The organism is Maritalea myrionectae DSM 19524, assembly GCF_000423365.1.
Classification (GTDB): domain Bacteria; phylum Pseudomonadota; class Alphaproteobacteria; order Rhizobiales; family Devosiaceae; genus Maritalea; species Maritalea myrionectae.
The window spans coordinates 634994-657398 of record NZ_AUHV01000002.1 but is presented as its reverse complement, the minus strand read 5'-3'; the positions used below and the strand labels follow the sequence as shown (position 1 = coordinate 657398).

Here is a 22405-nt window from a genome sequence, read left to right as displayed (position 1 = left end):
TAGTCGGCTTGGCGCTTTTGTCGCTGCTGCTGGTGAGCATTGGCTTGCTGTGTGACGGGATCGCACCAGGTTGTTGGTGCGGCTTGATTGGGGGTGTTCAATGAACCGGCACCAACGCGCTGAATTTGTGAAACAGGCATTGACGCCACCCCGCCGCCATGTGGTGGGCGAATTGGTGTTGGATCCGTCCGGCCACAACCGGCTGCGCCTGGCGCTGAGTGGCCAGCCCTATTTTTTGGAAATGAGCCAGGGCGAAGCGCTTGAAGCAATTGAATTGCTGAGACAGGGCGTTGCCGAATTGACCTTTGAAGAAGGGCGAGACCGGGTCGTGCCTAAACCGATCGTGAAGGGGATATGATGAAAAATTTAACTCGGTTCAAGTTGCGCACTGGCTACTTGATCGGCAATCCACGCCGCATCAATCGTCAAGCCCTGCAGGCGCGGGGGCGAAATTTTGACATCCTCGAGTTGTTCGTTTGTCAGCGACAAGTTCACCGTCCCACTACAATGTTCATCGAAATGAATGCTCCAATCTTTTATTTGTTCTGTGCCAACCAACTCAATTCGGACGTTGTGAAACGAAACATTCTCAAATCTGTTTTCGCCGAAAAAATGAGCATCTTCAAAAATTGTGTTTTTCAGCACCATGTCGTTAAAGGTGGCGTCACGAATTGCCGCGGTCCTGCAGCGATAGTTTTTCATACCATCAGTCACGTAAGAGTTTATAACGGCGTAATATGTTGTTGTAAAAGCTTGGTTTTCATTGCCAAACAAGGCAGACCCAACGGTAATCAGATCAGTTATGGCGTCGTGATCGTCATGTATTTGTGCAGGGTTCTTAAAGATTGCGCGCCTTTTTCTAAAATGACTAGCATCGATGCGAGCTACGAGTGCCGATTTAACAGTCTCTTCGTGATTGTGGTCGTTCTGGGCGATTTTGCTGAGCATCTGCGCCGCAGCTATTTGACTGACCGGGTTGTTCTCTCCAAGAAGCTCTATCGCTTTTATCAAATCGTCGGTCGTTTTAGATCGCTCGGTGAGATTGTTGGCGCGCCTAACTTCCAGAGTGCGAAAAAGGGCCAACGCGCCAGCAAATATAGCGCCGTACAGTGTGGCGACCTTGAACATAAAGTCGGAGAACGATTGGTCTTCGCCCAAGATAGGCGCCTCGTGCCCAAAATAGGAATAACTAGCCCAACCCATGGCAAGCGCACCGATAATATAGATGCCAACGATAACTGCAGTCGCAGTCCAGGGAGGAAGCTTTCTAATAGCACCAGACGCGGTGACAAGGCCGACAAAACTGATTATTGCGGCAATCAGCGGTACGAGAGACTCAAGCAATGTCATCTATTTACCTGTATCTTTCAAAACAAACATGAACAGACTTTCGTATTTCTTTCGGTAGGTCAATCCAGTGTTGATGTGATCCTCGAGATCGTACTTTGTAAACCGGGTCAGTTTTGTTGGAGATGTGCGTGATGCAGACTAAGACACTTCCGCAAAAGCTGGCCGAATTGAAGCCAGGTGACCCGTTCATCTTTCTCGATTGGCCGGATGAAGGCGACAAACAAACGGTGCCTGGCATGACCTGCTCCATTGTGAAGGGAAGCCATAGCGCGGCGCATAAGTTTCTAGTTGTGCGTGTGCATAGTAACGGGGTGTTTGAAACGGAATATTTGGGGCGGGAGCATATTGAAGCGCCAAAGCGGCGGGAGGTGTCAGTTTGAATCTTGACCCTCTCAAAGATGAAGCACGCGCCATGCAAATCATCGATTGGGCGTTGCAACAGGGCTGGCCCTTGTCGCGCGGCGGTGTCGATCGATGCGGGCCTTGCCCCAAGTGCGGTGGTGAAGATCGCTTCTCGATCAATATCACCAAAAATGCATGGCATTGCCGTAAGTGCGAAAAGGGCGGCGGCGATGTGATCAGCCTGGTGATGCATGTTGAAGAGGTGGATTTTAAAACTGCCCTGGAACGCATTACGGGCCGCAAGGCAGCGGATCCTGTGGACCCGAAAGAACAGGAACGGCGCGCCAGAGAGTTGGTCGCAAAAAAGCAGCGCCAAGAGGCATTTGCCGAACGTGCCCGGCGCAAATCGCAAGAACGGGCACGACGCATCTTAAAACAGGCGCATGCACCCAAGTCATACGGCGCGGTTTCACGCTATTTGCGTATCCGTGGGCTGAGCAAAATTGCGGACGCAATCGATGCGGGCCGTTCAAAGCTGATGCTGGCTGAAATTAACGCCTATGAACGCCGCGTGCTTGTGGGCACGGACACATCCAAAACATGGAAAACCATTTGGACCGGGCCGGCGATGGTGGCCTCTATCCGCCAGCCAAACAACCAGGCGATGGGCGTGCATCTCACGTTTCTCGATTTTGCAGCGCCAAAGGGCAAGGCCCGAATGACAGACCCAAATGATGGCAAAGAGATGAAAGCCAAAATCATGATGGGTTCTCAAAAGCAGGGGGCGATCCGGCTTTATACGCCCAAGCAACCCAAAGGGATTGTGATGGGCGAGGGGATCGAAACCACACTCACCGCCATGCAAGAGGCGTTTATGCCTGGTTATGCCTATTGGGCGGGCTGTAGTCTCGACAATATGGCTGGTGGCGTGCTGATCGATGCGGACAATAAGCCGCAATTGGATATGCCCGATTTGAACAAACCCGCCTTTGTGCCACCGCATTGGTGCCAGGAACTGATCTTTTTGCGCGATGGCGACAGCGACAGCACGGCCACAGAAAACAAGCTGATACGCGGCGCGCGCCGCGCCATGTCGTTGCGGCCAGGACTAAAAGCCCGGATTGCGGATGCCATGCCGGGCAAAGACTTTAACGATATGCTGGTGGAGGGCGCATGAGCAGCAAGATAAAAGATGCGATTGATAATGCGCGTGAGGTTGAGGCGGGTGAAAACCCTTCTCCCCAAAGTTCGCCAGCGGACGATATAGGCACCATCCCTGTTGCCGATAAAAAATTGCCGCGTGATGAGCGCAATGCGGAATTGATTGCGCAGGATCCAAAACTGATTGACTGCAGCGATGAACCGGAAACGGACATCGGTAATGGGCGGCGGTTTTTACACCGGCATCGCAGCAAGGTGATGCATGTGCCCAATGTGGGTTGGCACATCTATGATGGGCGGCGTTGGAAGTGGGATGAAACGGACAGCCAAATCCGCAAACTGGCCCACGATACTGCTGAGCGCATCGCCAATGAGCGCTTTTTGATCGAATATCTCAGCTATGAGCAGCGCATTATTGATGAGGCTGCTGATGGTATGCCCGAATACAATGGGTTGAAGAACAAAAAGCCCAGCGACCTTGGGGATAAACAACGCGATCGATTGCGCAATTTGCGCCAATTGATGGATGAGGCGGATCAAACCAAAAAAGCACTTCAGTCGCGGCGCAGTTCGCGCCAGCGCCACGCCAAAAGTTCGGCTGGTTCGTCCAAGATCGATAATATCTTGCGCGAAGCCCAGCCCTATATCACCAAAGAATTGAGCGAGTTGGACAATGATCCACTGGCGATCAATTGCTTGAATGGGCTGTTGGTGTTCAAAGAGCATCAATATAACACCGGGCCTTATTGGGATTTGGAGCTAAAGCCGCACCGGCAAGATGCCTATGTGACCAAATTGGTGCAGGCTGAATATGACCCTGAAGCGCGTGCGCCGAATTTCCATAAGTTTTTGGATGAGGTGCAGCCCAATGATGAGGTGCGCGATTATATTCAGCGCTATTTGGGCTATTGCCTCACGGGCCTTACCCACGAACAGGTATTTGCCTTTTTCCATGGTGGTGGCCGCAACGGTAAATCTACCCTGGTGGACATTGTTTGCCGCATCTTGGACGATTATTCGACCACGGTGCCGATTGAGACTTTGGCCGGGGATCAGAAACGCAAGGGCAGTGACGCAACTCCAGACCTCATGCGAGTCCCAGGCGCGCGTCTGGTGCGTGCATCCGAGCCGGAAAGCAACATGAAATTCAAGGAGAGCATGATCAAATCACTCACATCTGATGAGCCGATTTTGATCCGTGGTCTCAATAAGGAATTTAATGAGGTTTACCCGAATTTTAAGCTGACCATTTCCGGCAACCACAAGCCGCAAATCCACAATGATGATCAAGGGATTTGGCGTCGGGTGAACCTGGTGCCCTGGTCAGTGCAGGTGCCATCGGAAAATGTGGATAAATTGTTGGGCAAAAAGCTGTGGGACGAACGCAACGGCATTTTTGCCTGGTTGGTGCAAGGGGTGATGGAATATCTAACCAATGGCCTCAATCCACCTGAAGCCGTGTTGGCGGCCACCGCTGAATATCGGTCAGACAGTAACCCGATTGGGGCGTTTCTCGACACCTATTGTGAGTTTACCGGCAATCAAGCTGACGAACTGGCAGGCGGTGAAGTTCATGAATTCTATGAAAGCGTGCGCGAAAAGGAGGGCTGGTCTCACTTCGCTGCGACCACTTTCACCCGGCGATTACCCGATCAGATTGAAAGCCGTGGGGGTATGAAGGGCAAGCGCCACGGTTTAGCACGCTATATCGGCGTGCGATTAAAGACTGAAATGGGTGTGCCGAAAGTGCCAGCCGGTGTCGCGGATGGGTTTGATGACCCGAAATTTGATCCACCTGGCTATCACAGATGAGGTTTAGGGACCCTAGCGGGAGGCAAGAAATCCTTGTCCTCCCCATATTTATTCAAATTATTCAACATATTACCCCATTGGGGGAGGCTAGGGAGCCTAGCGTTTACCCGCGCGCATGTATGTTATTCGGGGTATTAGGGGGAAACATATTTTTACACACGCAAGGACTTCACTTTACCCTCCCTAGGCTCCCTAGCCTCTTACAAATGAGAAAAGATAATAATAAAAACAATGAGATAGCAATTTGCAATTGGCCGATTAGTTTACGATTTTGCCTCCCCCTTGCCTCCCTGACGGGGTTTTACCCTCCCCATGCCGTTGAAAGGACCGAAAATGCCGAAAAAGTTGATTGATATTGAAAATCTGGTGCATTGGGCACTGGCTGATCAGCAAGCTGATGTGGCAGCAAGCGTGAGTGAGCATGTGGGCTTGGGCTATAGTTCATCACGCGGGGCGCTGGCCACGGTTCAGGAATTGGGAACATATGTGCAAGAGGGCGAAGTGGAGCGGCTGATTGCCAACAATTGCAATGCCGATGCCTTTGCCGTGTTCGATGCGGTGCAAGCCTTGCCGAGTGAGGCGCGTGATTTGGTTCTGTTCCATGGCAAGAAGGGCACGCGGCCAGATTGGTATCCTGAAGGCGCTGGCAAGCGGGTGCCGCGCGTGGGTCGCTTTGGTAAGCCTGCCACCATCAAGCAATCAGATGGCAAAGCCTATCCGATCTATGATTGGGATGGTATTGCCCCGCATGTCGTGAATGAGGCGCGTGCTGCTTATGCGGTGTGGTGGGCCGCATTGGAGCAATTGGCGCATAATTTAGAAAAAAATTTGGACGACCATAATCCCCAGCCACCAAGGGCTGCAGCCAAACCCTGGGAGTGAGGTTTAAAAAAATCTGAAAAGTGAGGGTTGACGAGTCACTCATACTTGCACAGTATTTTCCACAACGAAAAAGGTTCAAAGACGGGCGCGACGGACAAACCAACCGGACGCGCCTTTTTGTTGCGCAATTGACTTTGTGCAAATTTGCAAAAGGTTGAACTGGCTAAGCCCAATATTCCACACGCTGCCCGGCACCCGCTTGGCGGCGTGTTTTCGTTTAGGGGGTTAGGATGTAGTGGGATCATGAAACCAATCACGCGACGGTCCAACAGCGGCATGGCGATGCAGGTTGCTGCCAACATTGATGAGGTGAGCGATAGCCTGACCGCATTGGAGCGTCGCAAGCTGCCTTACATTTTGCGGGATGCCATCAATGATGTGGCCTTCGGCGCGCGTAAAGCGGAAAGCAATAAGATCAGGCGGTCATTTGATCGACCTAAATCATTCACGGTGAAGTCGCCAAAGGTTCGCAAGGCGACACCGCAAACACTTACAGCTTCTGTTTTCATCAGGGATGAAGCACCAAAGGGCAACGCACCCGCCAAATATATAGCACCGCAAGTGCATGGCGGGCCGCGCCGGGCAAAAGGATTTGAGGTGCGGTTGCGTCGGTTGGGGCTGCTCGGGCCAAATGAGTTTGCAATCCCGGCCATAGGCTATCGGCGCGATCGGTATGGTGGCATCACGGGCAACAAGATCGTGCAGATCTTGGCACAGCTTGAGCGCCACGTTGGTGTGGACTCAACTCTAACCGAAACCAAGCGATCTGGTCGCCGCAACGTTCGCCAGGGCAAAGCACGCTATTTTGTCCCAACTGGTCGACGGATGGACCGGGGCATCAACCGATTGCCCCGTGGCATCTATGAGCGCAAAAGCCGCACTAAAATCAAGGCGGTGTTTATCTTTGTGGAAGGCGCACCGAAATATCGCAAACGTTATGCGTTCGGCAAACCAACTGAGAAATATGTGCGGCGCAACTTCGCCCAACGGTTCAACCATCACCTGGCCAACGTCCGGCCATAAAAAAGTGCGGGTCCTTCCAGCCAGCACACACCGGCCCGTGGGTAGTTCGGGCCCCATTACTTTTATTCGGAACAAAACTTTTTGGGGTTGATGATGGCGTTGATGTTGTTGTCGGCCCAAGGCGAGGCGCGCTGTGGACTTCAAGGATTATGATCTTGATGAGATTGTGAAGCGCTTTCCGCTTTCTGAGAATGTGCCGGATGAGGTCGTCACTAAAAAGCTGCTGGCGAATGCTTTTTCAACTTCGACCAACACAATCGACAAGTGGATCGATCAGGGCATGCCCATCCTGAATGAAGGGGGAAACGGGCAAGCCTACGAATTTCAATTGTCGCACTGCTGGGCGTGGTGGCATGCGCGACAAGAGGCGGACAAGAACCGCAGCAGCGCAGCGGAAAGTGCCGTGCGGGCAATGCAGTTGGAACTGACCGGAGGCAGCATTGGTGAGGGGATCAACGCCCTCACGCCGAAGGAAAAGCAAGAAGTCATCACTGCCCAGATGGATTATGAGGCTTTTCAACGGCAGCGTGGTGAATTGATAGATCGGGATGAGGTGGTGGCCTTACTCGACACTGTATTTGTTTTACTGCGGGACACGATCACAACGTTGCCGGATCGGCTTGAGCGTGAATGTGACCTTGACGGGAACACGGTGGAGAGGGCGGTGATCATCTGCGATGAGACGCTATCGGATGCCCAATCAAGATTGACCGATTTTGTTGAAGCTAATGATGAGAAAAGCAAGCCGGTGAGGCGGAGTTTGTTTGATGCGTGATCTAAACAAGTTTTTGCCACCAATGCCGCCGCCACCGTTTGCGACTCCGGAAGGAATTGTCGCCGAAGCGTTGCCCAGCATTGCGCCACATTCACGCATTGATGTGCCGACCTGGGCCGAACAGGACCGCAAGGTCAAAACACCGGCATATACGGGGCCATGGGACAACAACACCGTGCCGCATCTGATCGAGCCGATGAGTATGGCCACATCCCGGCGCTTTGAAGCTGTGATATTTGTTGGACCGGCGCGGTCGATCAAGACCGAAGCGATGATCTTAAACCCGATCGGGCAGCGCATTGTGTGCATGCCACGGGATATGCTTGTGGTGTGCTCCAGCCAGAAAATGGCGAAACTGTTTTCGACCAGCAAGCTGGACAAGCTGGTCAATGGATCGCCCGCAATAACTGAACGTAAAGGTAAGGGACGTGGGGCCGATAATCTGTATGAAAAGAAATTCAAAGGCGGCATGAATTTGCAGATCGCATGGCCAGTGGCCGACTTCTTTTCAATGGTGGACTGGCCTGATGTGTTTTTGACCGACTATGACCGCATGCCGGATGACGTGGATGAAGAGGGTAGCCCGTTTGATTTGGGTATCAAGCGGATCCAGTCTTTTTACTCCACCGGGATGGCCATAGCTGAAGGCTCGCCTTCGCGTCCGCAACTTGACTCGGACTGGAAACCGGCGTCACCGCATGAAGCGCCTCCCACAACAGGGCTGCTTTCGCTGTTCAATATGGGCAGCCGGGGCAAGCTCTATTGGCCGTGCCCTTCTTGCGAAGACTGGTTTGAACCGCTGACTGAATATTTGAAATGGGAGGATCATGGAGATCCCGGCAAAAGCGCTGAATCTGCTTATATGGCCTGCCCACATTGTGGCGGCGTGATTGATCCGGACCAAAAGGCTGGTCTTAATCGGCAATCCAAGTGGCTGCATGAAAGCTCATCTGGTGAGTTGGTGGGCATAGATCATGAGGATATACGCGGCAGCGGCATTGTGAGCTATTGGCATGAAGGTCCAGCTGCGGTTTTGCAGTCATGGAAACAGATTGTGTCCCGGCAATTGCAGGCTGAGGATCATTTTAAGCGCACCGGTGATGAAACGAAGCTGAAGACAACGACCAACATTGACCAGGGGCGTTGCTATTTGCCTAAAGCGCTGCTTGCGGAAAATGCCATCAATGTGGAATTGCTGAAAAAGCTGTCCGAAAACTATCCGCTTGGGATTGCACCAACGGGCACTCGATTTGTGACTGTGCAGGTGGATGTGCAACCCAACAAATTTGCGGTGAGCTGGGATGCCTGGACAGAGGATTTAGAACGATACACCATTGACCGCTTGGATATTGTGCAGCCCCCCAAAGACGCGCCAAACGGTGCGGACAAACGTGGGATTGATCCACCACGCTACATTGAAGATTGGGAAATGTTGAAAGAGTGTCTTGATAAACCGATCGAGGTGGTGGGCACTGGCTTTGAATTGTTGCCACGCGCCATGATTGTGGATAGCGGCGGCGCGCCGGGTACGACATCAAATGCCTATAAGTTTTTGCGCACAATGCGCACGCGTGGCTATGGCAATCGGTTCTATCTATCAAAGGGGCGGGGTGGTTTTGATCAAGACCGTGCTCAATATCGTGAACCGGAAAAAGTGCTTGGGGCCAAGCGGAAAGAAACCACCGATATCCGCATCGTTTTTGTGGGCACTGACAAGTTGAAAGATGAAGTGACCATGGCGTTGACCCGTAAGGAAAACGGCCCAGGCAAGCACCATCTTTCATCCAATTTTGAGGATCGTGTTTTTGAGGAACTATGCGCTGAACAGCGGTTTGACAAAGGTTGGGACAAGATCGTTAAAGCCCAACCCAATGAGCAGCTGGACTTGGCTGTCTATGGCAAAGCGCTGGTGATCGTTTTGAAAGCCGAAACAATTGATTGGGCTGCACCACCTGTTTGGGCTGCGCCGGTCGAGAAGAATAGTTTTGCCGCGCCGATCGGCAAGGCTGAAGAACTGATGGAAAAAGCAAAACGCAAAAGAACTTCGCGCCCACGAAAGCGGCGCATGAAAGGAAACTGATGCCGGGCATTACATTGCAACAGGCTCAAACCAACCTCGATAAATGGTTGGAAGCCAGCGAACGGGTTGCGGAATCGCAAAGCTATACCATTCAAACCGAAACTGGTTCACGCACGTTGACGCGTGCCAATGCTGCATGGATCCAAAAGCAGATTGAGTTTTGGGATAAGAAGGTGCGGCAACTGAGCTTGCCCGCCAACAAACGCCGCCGCACGGTCAACCTGGTCGGATAATCATGAAGAAAAGAATGAACCTTCGCCAACGGCTTGGACGGTCGGTGGTCGGGATAGCTGCGCGCTTTTCCGGTGATCTGTTTGTCCGGATGCCGCAATCCATTGGCTATACAGGCGTGCCATCGCGCAGCAAGCGCATTCGGGGCTGGCAAATGGGTTCTGGATCCGCTGCGACAGAAACGTTGCCGGACCTACCTGAATTGCGGTCTGCATCAAGTGATCTGATCCGCAATACGCCGCTGGCTGCAGGTGCGATGCACACTAATGTTTCTGGCGTGATCGGCACGGGTCTGCAGTTTCGCCCCGCATTGCGGCGTGAGCTGTTGGGTTTAAGCCGCGAAGAGGCGCAAAAAAAGAGCGATGAAATCACCCGCGAACTTAATCTGGCTTTCAAAACATTGAGCTGGGAAGGGAATATCCCTTGGATTGATCTGCAAGAGATCATTCTGCGCGGGGTGCTTGAAAAAGGCGACATTGGCATTGCCCGACGCTATCAAAAACGCCCAGGGGATACTTATGGTTTAAAGATCGTACTGATTGAAGGCGAGCGGATTTCTAATCCGGGCAATCTGCCGGATAGTGACCGCATCAAAGGTGGCGTGCAATTCGCTAAAGATGGGAAGGTGGAAGGCTATCACTTCACTAAGCACCATCCGGGGGACATCGCTAAACCTGAAGATCGCAAGTGGAGCTATGTTCCAGCTGTCGGACAAAATGGCTTGCCCCTGATGTTGTTGCCCATGGTGCATTTGCGCCCTGGCCAGCCAAGAGGGGTGCCATATTTTGCGCCAATCATGGAACTGGCCAAGCTACTGTCCGATTACACCGTCTATGAGGCCGATGCGGCCAAGAATGCGGCGAAACTATTTGGGTTTATCGAGCGACAAGCGGGCGCGGATATAGATGATGGCCAGCATGTCCTGGATACTGGCGGCTCGGACGTCAAAACCGATGATGATGAAATCAATATCGAGGATGGTTCGATTGTTGATTTGCCGGAAGGGCAGTCAATCAAGATACCAGAACATGGTCGGCCAAACTCAGGTTTTGATCCGTTTGTCGTTGCAATGTTGCGCCAAATCGGTGTGGCACTGGAGATCCCTTTTGAGTTGCTCATCAAGCATTTTACTGCGTCCTACACGGCCAGCCGTGCCGCGCTTGAGTTGGCTTGGCAATATTTCAAGCGCCGCCGTGGTTGGCTGTCGCGTCATGCACTCAATGTGATTGTTGAATGGATTTTGGTGGAGGCGGTCGCAAGCGGTCGCCTTGAACTGCCGGGTTTCAATGACGATCCGGTCAAGCGTCAAGCCTGGCTGAGTGGTGAGTGGCTGGGATCGCAGCGCATGTCTATCGATCCGCTAAAAGAAGCAAAAGCGGATGAGGTGGATATCAAAACGCGCACCAAAACAAGACAGCAGGTGATGATTGAGCGCACGGGCGGTCAGTTTGATGAAAAGCATGACCAGCTGGCGCATGAGGACAGCCGCATAGCCCAAGATGCGACAACCAGCCCAACCCAAGAAGAACCTGCATCAGAAGATGCCGACAATGATGAGGATGAAGAATGAGCTTTACAGGACATTGGATGATGGATCGCCACCAGCTTAATCTGGCAAGCATGGCGGCATTTTTGCAAATGCGGAATCCTCAATTGTTTCAGCGGGTGGTTGGCGACAAACTTGGAGTGGATTTGGGCGAGATCAGCGTTGAGGATCGCGCACCAATTGAAGCGCTTGTGCGTGGATCGATGGCCTATCGGCGCGACGATGTTGCGGTCATACGAGTATATGGGCCGCTTTCTCACCGCAACAATCCATACACCTATTCATATGAAGAGTTTGAACGTGATCTGGAACTGGCCAAAAGCGATGAGTTTGTTGGCGCGGTTTTGGAAATTGATAGCCCAGGCGGGCAATGCTCCAACTTGGATGAAGCAGCCAAACGGATACGTGAGTTTAGCAAGCATAAACCGATTGAAGCCATGATCAATGGGATTGGTTGCTCAGCAGCTTTTTGGTTGGCAAGTGCGGCTGATAAGGCATGGGCCACGCGCACCTCAATGGTGGGTTCCGTAGGATCGGTGATCAGCTATTGGGAAATGGACGGGATCCTATCCAAATGGGGTGCCCGCAAAATCGAAATTACAGCATCGCAATCACCAAACAAACGGTTGGACCCTGAAAGTGAAGAGGGGCAGGCGGAGTTGCAGGCAATCGTTGATGATGCCGGGCAAATGTTTGTCGAGGCACTTGCCGAATATAAGAACATTTCAGCCGATCAGGTATTGGCGCAATTCGGTCGAGGGTTGGTGTTTTCTGCCACTGAAGCGCTTTCGCGCGGGATGATTGATGGCATTGCCACATTTGATGAAGTTTTGGCGGGGGTTGCGGCCCGTTCAAATGATGAAAACCAAGGGGGCCGAGCCGCAGCGGTTTCCACGAGCAAGGAGCATAAGACTATGCCCAATAAACAGGCGGCTGGGGATGCGCCCCAGCCATCATTGGATGAACGGGTTTCGGCCCTTCAAGCCAATGATCCTGAATTGGTCAAAGCAATTCGTGCTGAAGCAAAAAACGATCAGCAATCGCTGATCGACAAAGCTGCAGCTGAAGAGCGTGACCGCATTGCCGGGATTCAAGCTTTGGCTGAACCCGGTTGTGATGATCTGATCGCAGAAATGGTGGCGGATGGGAAAACCACCCCGGCTGAAGCTGCGCACCGGATAATGACGTCAGATGAATATAAGAAAGGCAAAACCCTTTCTGCACTTCAGTCTGATGATCAACTGGCACAAGGCGCAGAACCTGCCCCAAGTGCTGCCCAGCAATCTGGCAACAAAGTAGAGCAAACGCCTGAAGGGTGGACTGCTGAATGGGAAGCGAACGCCGAACTGCAAGAGCAGTTTGTCGAGGCCTCCGATTATGTTGCCTTCAAAAAACGTGAGGCAAAATCATAATGGCACTTACAGCAAATCAAACACGGGTGCATGTGATCGGCGATAAATCTGAGTTGCCGGTGGCTGCATCCATCCGTGTCTTTCAAGGTGGCGCTGTTGGCGAAAACGGCTCGGGTTATGCCCGTCCGCTCAATGCCGGTGATCCATTTTGTGGGTTCGCCGAAGCCGAGGCCGACAACCGCGATGGCGCAAATGGCGAAACTGAGGTGCAAATCAAGCATCGCGGCCGCATTCAACTTGATGTGGTGGGGGCGGATATCACTTCCAATGACCACCCACCTGTCTATGCATCAGATGATGGCACTTTCACCCTCACTGCAACCAGCAACTCTTTGATTGGCTATGTTGTGCGGCACATCAGCGGCACACTGTGTGATGTCGCTTATGATGCGTCACTGGCCAAAGCCGCGTTGCAAGCATAAGGATTTTTGACTATGGGAGCAGCTGCTCAATATAAGGCAATCTCGTCTCAGGCGGTGATTGCAATGATGATGTCGCGTCTTGATACCGGCTCTACAAGCTGGGTTGATGAATGTGCGATGAAGGTTTCCTCTAATGAAGCCTCTGAAGATTATGGCTGGCTCGGTGCCGTGCCTGCCATGAGCGAATTTGTCAATTCGCGTTCTCCTGCTGAAATTAAGGAATACAGCTTTAGCCTGGCGAATAAGGATTTTGATAACTCAATCACCTTCAAAAAGAAGGATATGCGGCGCGACAAGACCGGCATGATCCGGCTGCGGGTGAACGATCTTGTTTCACGTGCAGAAGATTTGCCTGCATCTTTGATTTCGAAGCTGATCATGAATGGCGCATCTTCACCTTGCTACGATGGACAATATTTCTTTGATACGGACCATCCCACCAAGGGCGGTGTGCAATCAAACAGCATTTCAGTCACTGCAGCAACGGGCACCAGCCCAACTGTCAGTGAGTTTGAAGACGCGGTTTTGAAAGCTATTGAGGCGATCCTTGGTTTCAAGGATGAACATGGAGAACCGATCAACCAGTCTGCATCGCAATTCACCATCCAGGTGCCAATTGCGATGATGGGTGCGGCGCTGAAAGCCGTCAACGCTGTTTTGGGTGAAGGTGGTAAGTCTGCTGTTTTGCCTTCATTGCAAGGCGAGTTTCAGATCAAAATCGTGCCCAATGCGCGTTTGACCTGGTCGGATAGCTTTGTGCTTTATCGGACCGATTCTGAGGTGAAGCCGTTTATAATTCAAGAAGAAGAGCCGATCGAACCTTGGGCAATTGGTGACGGTACTGAGCACGAAGTCAAGGAAAAAGAACACCTCTATGGTGTCGATTGGGCTGGTAATGTTGGCTATGGCCAATGGTCTGGTGCGGTGAAGGTGACGTTCACCTAAGCACATTTTCTTCAATCCAAAACAATAGCTGAGAAATAGCCCGCCTTTGAGCGGGCTTTTCTCTTTGGAGAACCAAAATGGAAATTCGTAAGTTAATTACCGCCATAACAGTTGGGGCCGGTACCGTTGTTCTTTTGACCAAGGCGCAGGCGGATGCGCGGTCTCATCTGATCGTCAAGGCTAAAGGCAAGGCGGTAGGCAAAGGCGCTGAAAAGCGTGAACCTTATAAAGCGCTGCAACTGCTGAACTTCAAAGCCAAAGAAGAACTTGGCATTGAGGGCAAACTTGATCGCCATCAGGAGCGTGCATGTGGCCTTGCACCTGATTCATTATCCGATGCTGCCAGCGCTGATGACCTTGAAGCGTTGGAAAAGGCAAAGGCAGAAGCCGAAAAAGCCAAAGCAGATGCTGATAAAGCCAAGGCGGAAGCCGATGCAGCTAAGGCAGAAGCCCAAAAGGCTAAAGCGGAAGCCGATGAGGCCCTGGCGACGCTGGAAGCGGCCAAAGCTGGCAGTGGCGGTACATCAGCCCAAACAGGTGGTCAAAAACCTGAAAATGAGGCGGATGCAAAGAAGGGCGGTGCGTCCAATGAAACGCAAAATCAAACTTCTTAAATCGGCACCAGTTGGTGGCAAGTGGAAAAAACGCGGTGAGACTGTTGATGCACCCGTTGCTGAAGCCGCCGATCTGAAGGCTGTCGGTAAAGCCGAATATGCCGACAAGAACACTGAAAAGGAGCCATCCAGTGACGCTGGCCGAAACGCTAAAAAGTGACATTGACGGTTTCTTTCGATCTGATGAGTTCGCAATTGAATTTACCTATCAGCTTGCATCTGGCGGTGTCACCAACACGCTAAACGGACTTTTTGACCACTCATCCTCGCAAGTTGATGATCTTGGTTCAGTGCCCGTTCAAGTGAATGAAGCGACGATCACCTGCAAAATGGATGATTTGCCAGAAAATGCTGGTGAAGGCGATTTGGTCACGATCGGGGGCAAGGCATACAAGGTGTGTGCCCCATTGGCTGTTGATGGACAAGGTGTCGTTGAACTGCAATTGGAGTTGGTTTGATGGCACATGCCAGGCAACAGATCCGTGAGGCTGTGATCGCCAAAATTCAAGCAATTGGAATCGCCAATGCGAAGGTGATGAAAGCCCGCACAAATCGGGTAGATCCGGTTGACGGGCCGGTGTTGATCGTTTTCGCCCCACAAGAACAGATCGACGTTTCGGCGATGGGCAGCACTCCACCGCTGGACCGCACTTTAAGTATCTCGCTTGAAGCCTATGTGAAGGGCGATGTGGATATTGAGGACGATCTGGACGATTTGGCGGTGGACATTGAAACCGCGTTTGGCAGCGATCCGAAATTAGGCGGGCTGATTAAATCAATCCGGCTGACTTCAACTGAAAGCGACATTGGTGGGGGCAGTGAACAGCGCGCCGCCAATATGCAAATGGTCTATGAAGTGCGCTATCGCACCAAAAGTGACCAACCTTCAATTTTGATACAATAGGAGACAAGCATGTCCACATTGGATGGCAATGATGGCGTTGTGAAAATTGGCACAACGATCATCGCTGAAGTCACGGCTTGGTCATTGAGCGAAACCGCTGACGTTAAAGAAGACACCGCCATGGGTGACACCACGAAAACCCGCAAGCCTGGCGGCATCAAAGATTGGTCGGTGACGATCGATTGTTGGTATGACCCCACAGATACGGATGGACAAGAGACCTTAACCGTTGGATCTCAAGTCGCCTTGGATTTGTTTCCTGGTGGCGATGGTTCAGGCGATCAATCTTGTGCTGGCAATGCCATCATCACCGCGATCAACTCATCCGGTTCTAAAGATGGTGTTGTGACCCGAAATTTCAGCGCTTCAGCCAATGGATCGCTGACCAAAACAACGGTGGCGTAATGAGCATAATTGAACGCATCACCAAGCAATATGAAGATCAGAAGCGATCTGTGATTGAAGTTGAAGAATGGGGTGAAGGCGACCAGCCGTTGTGCATCTTCTATGATCCGCCGACTTTGAGTGACTCCCATTTGTTCAATAAGAAATCGGATGGAAATAGTCATTTAGCGCTATGCCAAATGATCGTGCGCAAGGCGATGGATGAGGACGGCAATCTGTTGTTTTCGGAAGGGGATGCCCAATCGCTATATACATTCGCCGATGAACGGGTGGTCTCTCGCATTGGCTTGCAGATGAAGCAGCATCACAATGTGGCTGACCAGGTAAAAAACTAAAATCCGATCCGCAAGAATTGAACAAATACCGTCTTGCGGATCGGCTTCACAAAACAGTTTCGGAAATCGAGAACATGACCCTTGATGAATTTCACGGGTGGATTGCCTATTTGAAAATTGAAGGCCGGAAATAATGCTAACGCCATTGATGCAGCGGATTAAAGCCCAGTATGACGGGCGTCCCGCATTCACCAACGCTATGCGTGATGTGGATAAACTCGGAGACCGCATATCCGTCGCTGACCGGAATGTTGGACAGTTTACGAAGTCGCTTATGTCCACCGCAAATATCATGCGTGGTGGGGCCTTTGCCACTGCAATCACTGCCAGCGTATATGCCGTGAATAATGCAGCCCAAAGTGTAGCGGACTTGGCGGCAGAGGCCGAGACAGCTGGCGTTAGCTTTGAGGCTTTTCAGGAACTAAAGTTTGCTGCGCAGGAGCAGCGTGTCGGGATTGAGGCACTGACCGATGGGTTGAAAGAGCTTAATCTGCGTGCAGATGAGTTTATCGAAACCAAGGCGGGACCGGCTAAAGAAGCGTTTGAACGTCTCGGCTATAGCAGCGATGAGTTGGCGCGAAAATTAGTGGAGCCGGATCGCCTTTTCGGTGAAATTATCGGGCGGTTGGGTGAGCTTGAGACAGCCGCACAGCTTCGTGTGGCTGACGAGATTTTTGGCGGTACAGCTGGTGAGCAATTTGTCCGATTCATCAATGAGGGTGAAGACGGGATCGTGGCAATGCGCGATCGTGCCCAGGAGCTTGGTCTTGTGCTCCGAGATGATGTGGGCGACGCGGCTGAAGATGTTGCCAAAGAGTTCGATCTTTTGATGCAACGCTGGGATGCCTGGTGGAAGGGCAGTGTTCTGGGCACGGTTGGTTGGCTGAGAGATACCACCAATCCCGACAGCCATCCTGGGATTTCAGTGAATGATCTTTCTGAGATGAGTGATGCCGATCTGATCGACCGCTATGGTGAAAATGGAGCGCTTGCTGCAAAGCTGGCTTTGATGAATGACCAGCGAGCAAACGGTCCTAATATGGACTTGCTTGATGATTTTGCGTTCCAGTTCAAAACCAAGGATCTTGGGCTAGGGACTGCGGAACGTGACCTGCAGAAATTTTTAGGTGGGATTCCTAGCTTACCACCTGTGCGTCCTGAAGGCATGGAAACCAATGGCTACGAGCCGCCAAAATCGGATCGCAGCGATGAAATCTCGCAATTTGACAAGGTGATTGAAGCGCTGAGTTTTGAGGCGGAACTGATCGGCAAAGCGCAGGTTGAACAGGACATTCTCAATCAAATTCGTCGGGCGGGCGTTGATGTAATGAGTGATGAGGCGGATCAAATTCGCAAGCAGGTCATCGCCAACAACGAACTGACCGCCGCTGTGGAGGCGCAGGCCAAGGCTGAAGCTGATCGGCAACAGCAGATTGACAATATGACCGGCGTGGCCATGACCCACTTTGATGAGCTGATCGCAGGTACTGAAAGCCTTGGAGAAGCGATTATCGGCACAATTGACGATATCCTTATTGCTGCGCTGCGCATGCAAGCCATGCAGGGTTTCAATCAGCTCTTTGACTTTCTGATGCCGGGCGTTTCAGGCGGGCTGCCATTTGATCTGTTCGGCGCACGCGCCAATGGCGGGCATGTGGCGGTAGGTGAGCCTTATTTGGTTGGAGAGCGCGGCAAAGAGCTGTTTGTGCCCGACAGCCAGGGCGTGATTATTCCCAATCACAGGCTTGGTGGCGGTGGCGGGCCGCTTGAATTGAAGGTCAATGTGGTCGGTGCCAAAGGCAATCGCGAAATCATGGACATGGTTCATCGCGGTGTGAGTATGGCGCTTCAAGAATATGATGCGGGCCTCAATGAGCGTGTGGCCAAGGCGCAGATGGAAAATGACATTTATCGGGATTCATAATGGTTGATTTTATCAAACCGCCTGGCTGGCGATCTACAACGGCCCGCTTTGAAATTGTTGGTCGGCGATCAAACAATCAATTGCGCGCCGGTAAGGTGCTTGGATATCGCTTTGGCGCCAGCTATTGGGCTGCCACTGTCTCTACGCCAAATCTGGACAATGATGAAAAGGACGCCTGGAGATCCTTTTTTGACTATCTAAATGAGGAAGGGGCGGTGGCGCTGCTTGCCGATCCGCAACGGCTTTATCCTAAAGCCTATGACAGTTTTGCGGGCATGCTGAGCGTGACCACAGATCCGTTCGATGATGGACTGGCCAAAATATTCAGCATCCAGGACCGGCGCAATCTGACCATCTATGAGTTGCCCACATTGTTTGAATTGAAGCAGGGCGATTATGTCGAGGTGCGACATGGTGAACGGCGCTATTTGCATCGGATCGCTGATGATGTGACCGGCGATGCAGGTGGTGCGGTGAGCATTAAGGTGCGCCCGCCTTTGCTGGCGTCCATTGTCGCTGGCGACATTGTGAGCTTCAAGGAACCAACCGGGGAATTTATTGTGGAGCAATCGTCAATTTCAGGTATCGAAAATCACCTGTCCGCCTCCCCAATATCTTTTAGCGCAATTTCAAGGGCAAACTGATGGCCATAAGCATTTCTACAGCGTTTCAAACGGCCCTGGACGGTGATGATCGCGAAGGTGTGGGGTTGTTTGTGTTTGAGTTTGGCACCGGCACCTATGCATTTTGGACCGGGGCAGGCGAGATGCCCTATAATGGGCTGACCTATATGGCCGGTGGCAGCGTGATTGAGATCGACAGTATTGTTGAAAAAGCCAATGGCGCTGTGGGACGAATGAACTTGCACCTCAATGCGGATCCCGAAAAGGGCATTAGTGATGATGTGCTGATCCGTCTTTTTGATGAGGATTGGCACAACAAAAAGGTGCTTGTGCAATATGGGCTGCTCGATCCTGATACCGGTCAGATTGCCCATGCGATGGTGAAGTTTCGCGGGCGGCTAGAACATGCCGAATATGTTGAAGGTGAGGTGAACCGGATTGAGGCGAAATGTGTGTCCACCTCCATTGATCTGTCTCGATCAGGGGGCGGTTATCGAAATGACAGCACGCAAAAGCTGATTGATCCCAACGATACTTCACTGGAGGGTATCGGCACATTGGGTGGCGCGTTGGAGAAAGATGCAAAATGGGGACAGGCATAGAGTTTGAGTGGGGGCGGCATGATTGTGCCCACCATATGGCCAAGGCCATTCGGGCGCGGCATGCTGAACATCCGATTTTGCATTATCTCCATGAATATGAAGATGAACAAAGTGCAAAGGCGCTGTTGAAACGGATTGGCGGGCTTTGCACTTTGCTTGCCACTCACTTTGAAGAAATCAGCCCGCTATCGGCGCGCGATGGCGATATTGGCGTGATCAGCGCCAAGGGGCTGGAAGCCGGTTGCGTAGTGCGCAACGGGCGTGCGGTGGGGCTTGCCCCTTTCGGTGAATTCATCTTGCCGGTTTCCCGGCTAACCAAGGCTTACAGGGTCTAAATGTTCAGAACATTATTGTTTTCTTTTGCCTTGGTTTTGGCTTTGACCGAGGTCGCCAGTGCTGCCGCGTTGACAGCTGCGCTGTTTGGTCAGGCATTTGCAGGCACTTTTGCGGGTGCGTTGGTCTCTTTCGGGTTCACCACCGCTGCCAGCTTTGCCTTGCAATATGTGCAGGCGCGCTGGTTCAGCCCAAAGCAGCAAGAGCAACAGTACGATCCGCGCCAGATTTCGTATGGTGAGCGCGTGCCGCGCCAGGGCTTTTTTGGCCGCCAGCTGCTGGGCGGGCACTTTGTGCATTACAATGAGTTTGATGACGCCAAAAAATGCCAGTGCGTTTATGTGTTGGCCGACCATTGGATTGATGGGCTGGAGGGGATCGTCATAAATGGCCGCCAGCACGAACTTTTGCCTGTGGCAGGGCCATATACCAACAATGAAGCTGAACGCTTTCAGGTGGACGGTTTTGGGGCGCTGATCGACATTCGTTTGCATGATGGTCGCCCCGGCCAATTGGCTGACACTGATTTGGTGACCTATTCGCCCGGCTGGGATGCCAACAAGCGATATGCTGGCATGGCTTATCTGGCCATCACCTTGACCAGCGACAAAGAGAAATTTGGCGGTCAGCGTCCCCGGATGGAGTTTATCGCCCGTGGTGCGCGGCTTTATGATCGGCGCAAGGATAGCAGCGTTGGCGGATCCGGCACGCATCGATTTGATGACCCGACCACATGGGAATATTCGGTCAATCCAATTGTGGCCGCCGAGCATTTTTCGCGGGGTTTTTTCCACAATGGCCGTCGTGTGCTTGGGGCAGGGCTGAGTGCGGCTGATCTGGATCTGGACACCAACATTGTCGGCATAAATGTTTGTGACGAACAGGTGCTGCAGCCCGATGGCACTTATCGCAATCGCGCTGAAGCCCATTTGACCTGGACTGATAATCAGCGCTTTGCCGATGTGCTGGACCGACTATGCGCGACAGCTGGCGGTGGGCGTGCGGAAAAGCAAGGCTATATCGCGTTTTTTGCGGGCAAGGCCAAATCGATCGTCAAAACCATCACAGATGATGATCTGGTGGCAGACGCACCGGTGAGGTTTGCGCCCAAGCAAGCCGGGATCATGAAGTTCACCGGCTTGCATGGCACCTACACGCGCCCGGATGATTTGCGCGAAGCGCCCTATAAGGCAATTGAACCGGCGCAATATGTGGCTGAAGACGGGGGCAGCCGACTGGATCGGTTGGATTGGCCAGAAGTGCAAAATGCACACCAGGCGCATTTGCTGACACAGCAGGCCGTGCTTAGCTCACGCTTTTCTGCATCCGGTAAGATTACGTTGGACATTAAAGATATTATTCTGGAGATTGGCGACTGGATCATATGGGCCAGCGCAAATCCGTTGCGGGGCACCCGAACCTATGAGATCGTGGCCACGACTTTTGATTGGTATGCCGGCCGGGTTCAGCTGTCGCTGGAGGAAACCGACGCCAGTATTTTTGATGATAATGCCACGCTTGATGATGTGGTTGAACCGCCGCGCGAACAGCCTTTGTTTGGCTATCAAAAGCAGGTCTACGGTTTTGGCGTGGATGCGGTAGCGCTTGAAGGCGCGGACGGATCGCGCGTGCCTGCGCTGAAACTCACCTACAACGCGATCACAGATCCGGCCATTCGTGCGGTGAAGTTTGAATATCGCGTGGTGGGTGACACTGAGATTTTGAAGGCGGTGGATAATAGTGTTGGCGATGGTGTTTATTATTCCAGTGATGGGGTGATGCCCGGCTATACCTATGAGGCGCGGGCACGGCTTGATGCCATGCCAGGGCGCGAAACCATTTGGACAAACTGGATGCCGATCGATGTGCCGACTGGCCCGATGGTTGTGGTTTTACAGCCGGGGCAGGTAGATTATAGCCATTTGGCCACGGACCTGGGCAATGAAGTGGGCATATTGAACGGCACCGGCGCAGGGTCGCTTTCCGCCATCATCGATCATTTGAAAGATGAAATTGAGCGGGTGGCGGTGGTGTCGATTGGCGAAAATGTCAACTCGCATGTGCAGCGTGAAAAGCTGAGTGCTGGCATTGCCAATGCTTTGGCAGAGATCCTGAATGAAGCCACGGTGCGCGCCAGTGAAGATGATGCGTTGGCGAGTTTGTTGACTGTGCTTTCGGCTGAGGTCGATGACAATGCAGCTGCGATCGTGAATGAAAGCACGGCGCGGGCCACTGAAGATGATGCGCTGGCGCAACAAATTATCGACACGGCTGCAGCCATGGGCACCGCTTATGCACAAGGGCTGTTCAAAGTGGATGCCACTGTGGATGGCGGCGGTGCTAGTGCGACCATGACATTGAAGGTGCGCGCAGGCACGGGCGACAGCTTTGTGGATAGCGGCATACGGTTGATTGCCAATTCTAACGGCACATCGCAAGTGGTGCTGGTGGCGGATGAAACGGTGGTGCTGGATAATGTGGGTGCATCCCTTGCCTTGTTCCAGTCTGATGGCACATTTGTTGGCGCACGGATCCCGCAAATTACTTCTGACATGATTGAAGTAACTGATTTGTCGGCAATTTCGGCGAATATCGGTGAAGTGACATCTGGCCTTATTCGCTCTGATGATGACAAAATGCGGGTTGAGCTGGACGATAGCCGCATCATAATTTCGGATTAGATG

Annotated in this window: 25 protein-coding genes; 24 read left to right on the top strand and 1 reads right to left on the bottom strand. The window is 52.3% G+C overall.

What is annotated here, in order from left to right; translation table 11 throughout:
• Positions 1 to 100: 100 nt before the first annotated feature.
• Positions 101 to 358, top strand: a complete 258-nt coding sequence (locus G549_RS0103425; protein WP_027833845.1) for a hypothetical protein — start codon at positions 101 to 103, stop codon at positions 356 to 358.
• A gap of 8 nt (positions 359 to 366) precedes the next feature.
• On the opposite strand, the gene G549_RS0103420 is transcribed toward G549_RS0103425, so the two are convergent.
• Complete coding sequence (locus G549_RS0103420; RefSeq protein WP_027833844.1) at positions 367 to 1350, bottom strand: hypothetical protein; 984 nt, start codon at positions 1348 to 1350, stop codon at positions 367 to 369.
• Between the two features lie 131 nt (positions 1351 to 1481).
• On the opposite strand from G549_RS0103420, the gene G549_RS0103415 reads away from it, so the two are divergent.
• The 23 genes from G549_RS0103415 to G549_RS0103295 all read left to right on the top strand — a co-directional run bounded on the left by G549_RS0103415 (position 1482) and on the right by G549_RS0103295 (position 22402).
• The gene (locus G549_RS0103415; RefSeq protein ID WP_036220924.1) at positions 1482 to 1730 is read left to right on the top strand and encodes a hypothetical protein; all 249 of its coding nucleotides are present in this window, start codon (positions 1482 to 1484) and stop codon (positions 1728 to 1730) included.
• Positions 1727 to 2869 carry a DUF7146 domain-containing protein gene (locus tag G549_RS0103410; protein WP_027833842.1) on the top strand — a complete coding sequence of 381 codons (1143 nt, stop codon included), beginning with the start codon at positions 1727 to 1729 and terminating at the stop codon, positions 2867 to 2869. Before G549_RS0103415 ends, G549_RS0103410 begins: the two co-directional genes overlap by 4 nt.
• Complete coding sequence (locus G549_RS18880) at positions 2866 to 4665, top strand: phage/plasmid primase, P4 family (protein ID WP_051213287.1); 1800 nt, start codon at positions 2866 to 2868, stop codon at positions 4663 to 4665. The genes G549_RS0103410 and G549_RS18880 overlap by 4 nt, the downstream gene beginning before the upstream one ends.
• 333 nt (positions 4666 to 4998) lie before the next feature.
• Positions 4999 to 5547: a hypothetical protein gene (locus G549_RS0103395; RefSeq protein WP_027833840.1), complete on the top strand. Its 549-nt coding sequence runs from the start codon at positions 4999 to 5001 to the stop codon at positions 5545 to 5547.
• Positions 5548 to 5790: 243 nt separating this feature from the next.
• Positions 5791 to 6570 carry a hypothetical protein gene (locus tag G549_RS18875; protein ID WP_051213285.1) on the top strand — a complete coding sequence of 260 codons (780 nt, stop codon included), beginning with the start codon at positions 5791 to 5793 and terminating at the stop codon, positions 6568 to 6570.
• A 133-nt stretch (positions 6571 to 6703) separates the two neighbouring features.
• Complete coding sequence (locus G549_RS0103385; RefSeq protein WP_027833839.1) at positions 6704 to 7345, top strand: terminase small subunit; 642 nt, start codon at positions 6704 to 6706, stop codon at positions 7343 to 7345.
• Entirely contained in the window at positions 7338 to 9425 is a 2088-nt protein-coding gene (locus G549_RS0103380; protein WP_027833838.1) for a terminase gpA endonuclease subunit, read from the top strand. Before G549_RS0103385 ends, G549_RS0103380 begins: the two co-directional genes overlap by 8 nt.
• Positions 9425 to 9658, top strand: a complete 234-nt coding sequence (locus tag G549_RS0103375) for a DUF6148 family protein (RefSeq protein ID WP_027833837.1) — start codon at positions 9425 to 9427, stop codon at positions 9656 to 9658. Before G549_RS0103380 ends, G549_RS0103375 begins: the two co-directional genes overlap by 1 nt.
• A gap of 14 nt (positions 9659 to 9672) precedes the next feature.
• Positions 9673 to 11226 carry a phage portal protein gene (locus tag G549_RS0103370; protein WP_036220922.1) on the top strand — a complete coding sequence of 518 codons (1554 nt, stop codon included), beginning with the start codon at positions 9673 to 9675 and terminating at the stop codon, positions 11224 to 11226.
• Positions 11223 to 12614: a S49 family peptidase gene (locus tag G549_RS0103365; RefSeq protein WP_084633927.1), complete on the top strand. Its 1392-nt coding sequence runs from the start codon at positions 11223 to 11225 to the stop codon at positions 12612 to 12614. The genes G549_RS0103370 and G549_RS0103365 overlap by 4 nt, the downstream gene beginning before the upstream one ends.
• Complete coding sequence (locus G549_RS0103360; RefSeq protein ID WP_036220920.1) at positions 12614 to 13036, top strand: hypothetical protein; 423 nt, start codon at positions 12614 to 12616, stop codon at positions 13034 to 13036. The genes G549_RS0103365 and G549_RS0103360 overlap by 1 nt, the downstream gene beginning before the upstream one ends.
• Before the next feature lie 12 nt (positions 13037 to 13048).
• A complete protein-coding gene (locus tag G549_RS0103355) occupies positions 13049 to 13981 on the top strand; it encodes a Mu-like prophage major head subunit gpT family protein (protein WP_027833833.1) in 933 nt (310 codons plus the stop codon).
• A 77-nt stretch (positions 13982 to 14058) separates the two neighbouring features.
• The gene (locus G549_RS21165) at positions 14059 to 14595 is read left to right on the top strand and encodes a hypothetical protein (protein WP_027833832.1); all 537 of its coding nucleotides are present in this window, start codon (positions 14059 to 14061) and stop codon (positions 14593 to 14595) included.
• Positions 14570 to 14755 (top strand): hypothetical protein, encoded by a 186-nt coding sequence (locus G549_RS0103345; protein WP_027833831.1) that lies wholly within the window; start codon positions 14570 to 14572, stop codon positions 14753 to 14755. Before G549_RS21165 ends, G549_RS0103345 begins: the two co-directional genes overlap by 26 nt.
• Complete coding sequence (locus G549_RS0103340; protein ID WP_027833830.1) at positions 14727 to 15053, top strand: head-tail joining protein; 327 nt, start codon at positions 14727 to 14729, stop codon at positions 15051 to 15053. The genes G549_RS0103345 and G549_RS0103340 overlap by 29 nt, the downstream gene beginning before the upstream one ends.
• Positions 15053 to 15499 (top strand): hypothetical protein, encoded by a 447-nt coding sequence (locus G549_RS0103335; protein WP_027833829.1) that lies wholly within the window; start codon positions 15053 to 15055, stop codon positions 15497 to 15499. The genes G549_RS0103340 and G549_RS0103335 overlap by 1 nt, the downstream gene beginning before the upstream one ends.
• A gap of 9 nt (positions 15500 to 15508) precedes the next feature.
• Positions 15509 to 15904 (top strand): hypothetical protein, encoded by a 396-nt coding sequence (locus tag G549_RS0103330; RefSeq protein WP_027833828.1) that lies wholly within the window; start codon positions 15509 to 15511, stop codon positions 15902 to 15904.
• The gene (locus G549_RS0103325; protein ID WP_027833827.1) at positions 15904 to 16239 is read left to right on the top strand and encodes a hypothetical protein; all 336 of its coding nucleotides are present in this window, start codon (positions 15904 to 15906) and stop codon (positions 16237 to 16239) included. The genes G549_RS0103330 and G549_RS0103325 overlap by 1 nt, the downstream gene beginning before the upstream one ends.
• A 133-nt stretch (positions 16240 to 16372) precedes the next feature.
• Positions 16373 to 18163, top strand: a complete 1791-nt coding sequence (locus G549_RS0103315) for a hypothetical protein (RefSeq protein WP_027833826.1) — start codon at positions 16373 to 16375, stop codon at positions 18161 to 18163.
• Positions 18163 to 18807 (top strand): hypothetical protein, encoded by a 645-nt coding sequence (locus G549_RS0103310; RefSeq protein WP_027833825.1) that lies wholly within the window; start codon positions 18163 to 18165, stop codon positions 18805 to 18807. The genes G549_RS0103315 and G549_RS0103310 overlap by 1 nt, the downstream gene beginning before the upstream one ends.
• Entirely contained in the window at positions 18807 to 19388 is a 582-nt protein-coding gene (locus tag G549_RS21160; protein ID WP_051213283.1) for a hypothetical protein, read from the top strand. Before G549_RS0103310 ends, G549_RS21160 begins: the two co-directional genes overlap by 1 nt.
• Complete coding sequence (locus G549_RS0103300; protein ID WP_156905463.1) at positions 19373 to 19723, top strand: DUF6950 family protein; 351 nt, start codon at positions 19373 to 19375, stop codon at positions 19721 to 19723. The genes G549_RS21160 and G549_RS0103300 overlap by 16 nt, the downstream gene beginning before the upstream one ends.
• Positions 19724 to 22402: a phage tail protein gene (locus tag G549_RS0103295; RefSeq protein WP_027833823.1), complete on the top strand. Its 2679-nt coding sequence runs from the start codon at positions 19724 to 19726 to the stop codon at positions 22400 to 22402.
• Positions 22403 to 22405: the final 3 nt, after the last annotated feature.

Bases quoted from the DNA above. Each gene is read 5' to 3' on its own strand.
- G549_RS0103425 (WP_027833845.1), top strand. From the start codon at position 101: ATGAACCGGCACCAACGCGCTGAATTTGTGAAACAGGCATTGACGCCA.
- G549_RS0103420 (WP_027833844.1), bottom strand. From the start codon at position 1,350: ATGACATTGCTTGAGTCTCTCGTACCGCTGATTGCCGCAATAATCAGT.
- G549_RS0103415 (WP_036220924.1), top strand. From the start codon at position 1,482: ATGCAGACTAAGACACTTCCGCAAAAGCTGGCCGAATTGAAGCCAGGT.
- G549_RS18880 (WP_051213287.1), top strand. From the start codon at position 2,866: ATGAGCAGCAAGATAAAAGATGCGATTGATAATGCGCGTGAGGTTGAG.
- G549_RS0103395 (WP_027833840.1), top strand. From the start codon at position 4,999: ATGCCGAAAAAGTTGATTGATATTGAAAATCTGGTGCATTGGGCACTG.
- G549_RS18875 (WP_051213285.1), top strand. From the start codon at position 5,791: ATGAAACCAATCACGCGACGGTCCAACAGCGGCATGGCGATGCAGGTT.
- G549_RS0103380 (WP_027833838.1), top strand. From the start codon at position 7,338: ATGCGTGATCTAAACAAGTTTTTGCCACCAATGCCGCCGCCACCGTTT.
- G549_RS0103375 (WP_027833837.1), top strand. From the start codon at position 9,425: ATGCCGGGCATTACATTGCAACAGGCTCAAACCAACCTCGATAAATGG.
- G549_RS0103370 (WP_036220922.1), top strand. From the start codon at position 9,673: ATGAACCTTCGCCAACGGCTTGGACGGTCGGTGGTCGGGATAGCTGCG.
- G549_RS0103365 (WP_084633927.1), top strand. From the start codon at position 11,223: ATGAGCTTTACAGGACATTGGATGATGGATCGCCACCAGCTTAATCTG.
- G549_RS0103360 (WP_036220920.1), top strand. From the start codon at position 12,614: ATGGCACTTACAGCAAATCAAACACGGGTGCATGTGATCGGCGATAAA.
- G549_RS0103355 (WP_027833833.1), top strand. From the start codon at position 13,049: ATGGGAGCAGCTGCTCAATATAAGGCAATCTCGTCTCAGGCGGTGATT.
- G549_RS21165 (WP_027833832.1), top strand. From the start codon at position 14,059: ATGGAAATTCGTAAGTTAATTACCGCCATAACAGTTGGGGCCGGTACC.
- G549_RS0103345 (WP_027833831.1), top strand. From the start codon at position 14,570: ATGAAACGCAAAATCAAACTTCTTAAATCGGCACCAGTTGGTGGCAAG.
- G549_RS0103335 (WP_027833829.1), top strand. From the start codon at position 15,053: ATGGCACATGCCAGGCAACAGATCCGTGAGGCTGTGATCGCCAAAATT.
- G549_RS0103330 (WP_027833828.1), top strand. From the start codon at position 15,509: ATGTCCACATTGGATGGCAATGATGGCGTTGTGAAAATTGGCACAACG.
- G549_RS0103325 (WP_027833827.1), top strand. From the start codon at position 15,904: ATGAGCATAATTGAACGCATCACCAAGCAATATGAAGATCAGAAGCGA.
- G549_RS0103315 (WP_027833826.1), top strand. From the start codon at position 16,373: ATGCTAACGCCATTGATGCAGCGGATTAAAGCCCAGTATGACGGGCGT.
- G549_RS0103310 (WP_027833825.1), top strand. From the start codon at position 18,163: ATGGTTGATTTTATCAAACCGCCTGGCTGGCGATCTACAACGGCCCGC.
- G549_RS21160 (WP_051213283.1), top strand. From the start codon at position 18,807: ATGGCCATAAGCATTTCTACAGCGTTTCAAACGGCCCTGGACGGTGAT.
- G549_RS0103300 (WP_156905463.1), top strand. From the start codon at position 19,373: ATGGGGACAGGCATAGAGTTTGAGTGGGGGCGGCATGATTGTGCCCAC.
- G549_RS0103295 (WP_027833823.1), top strand. From the start codon at position 19,724: ATGTTCAGAACATTATTGTTTTCTTTTGCCTTGGTTTTGGCTTTGACC.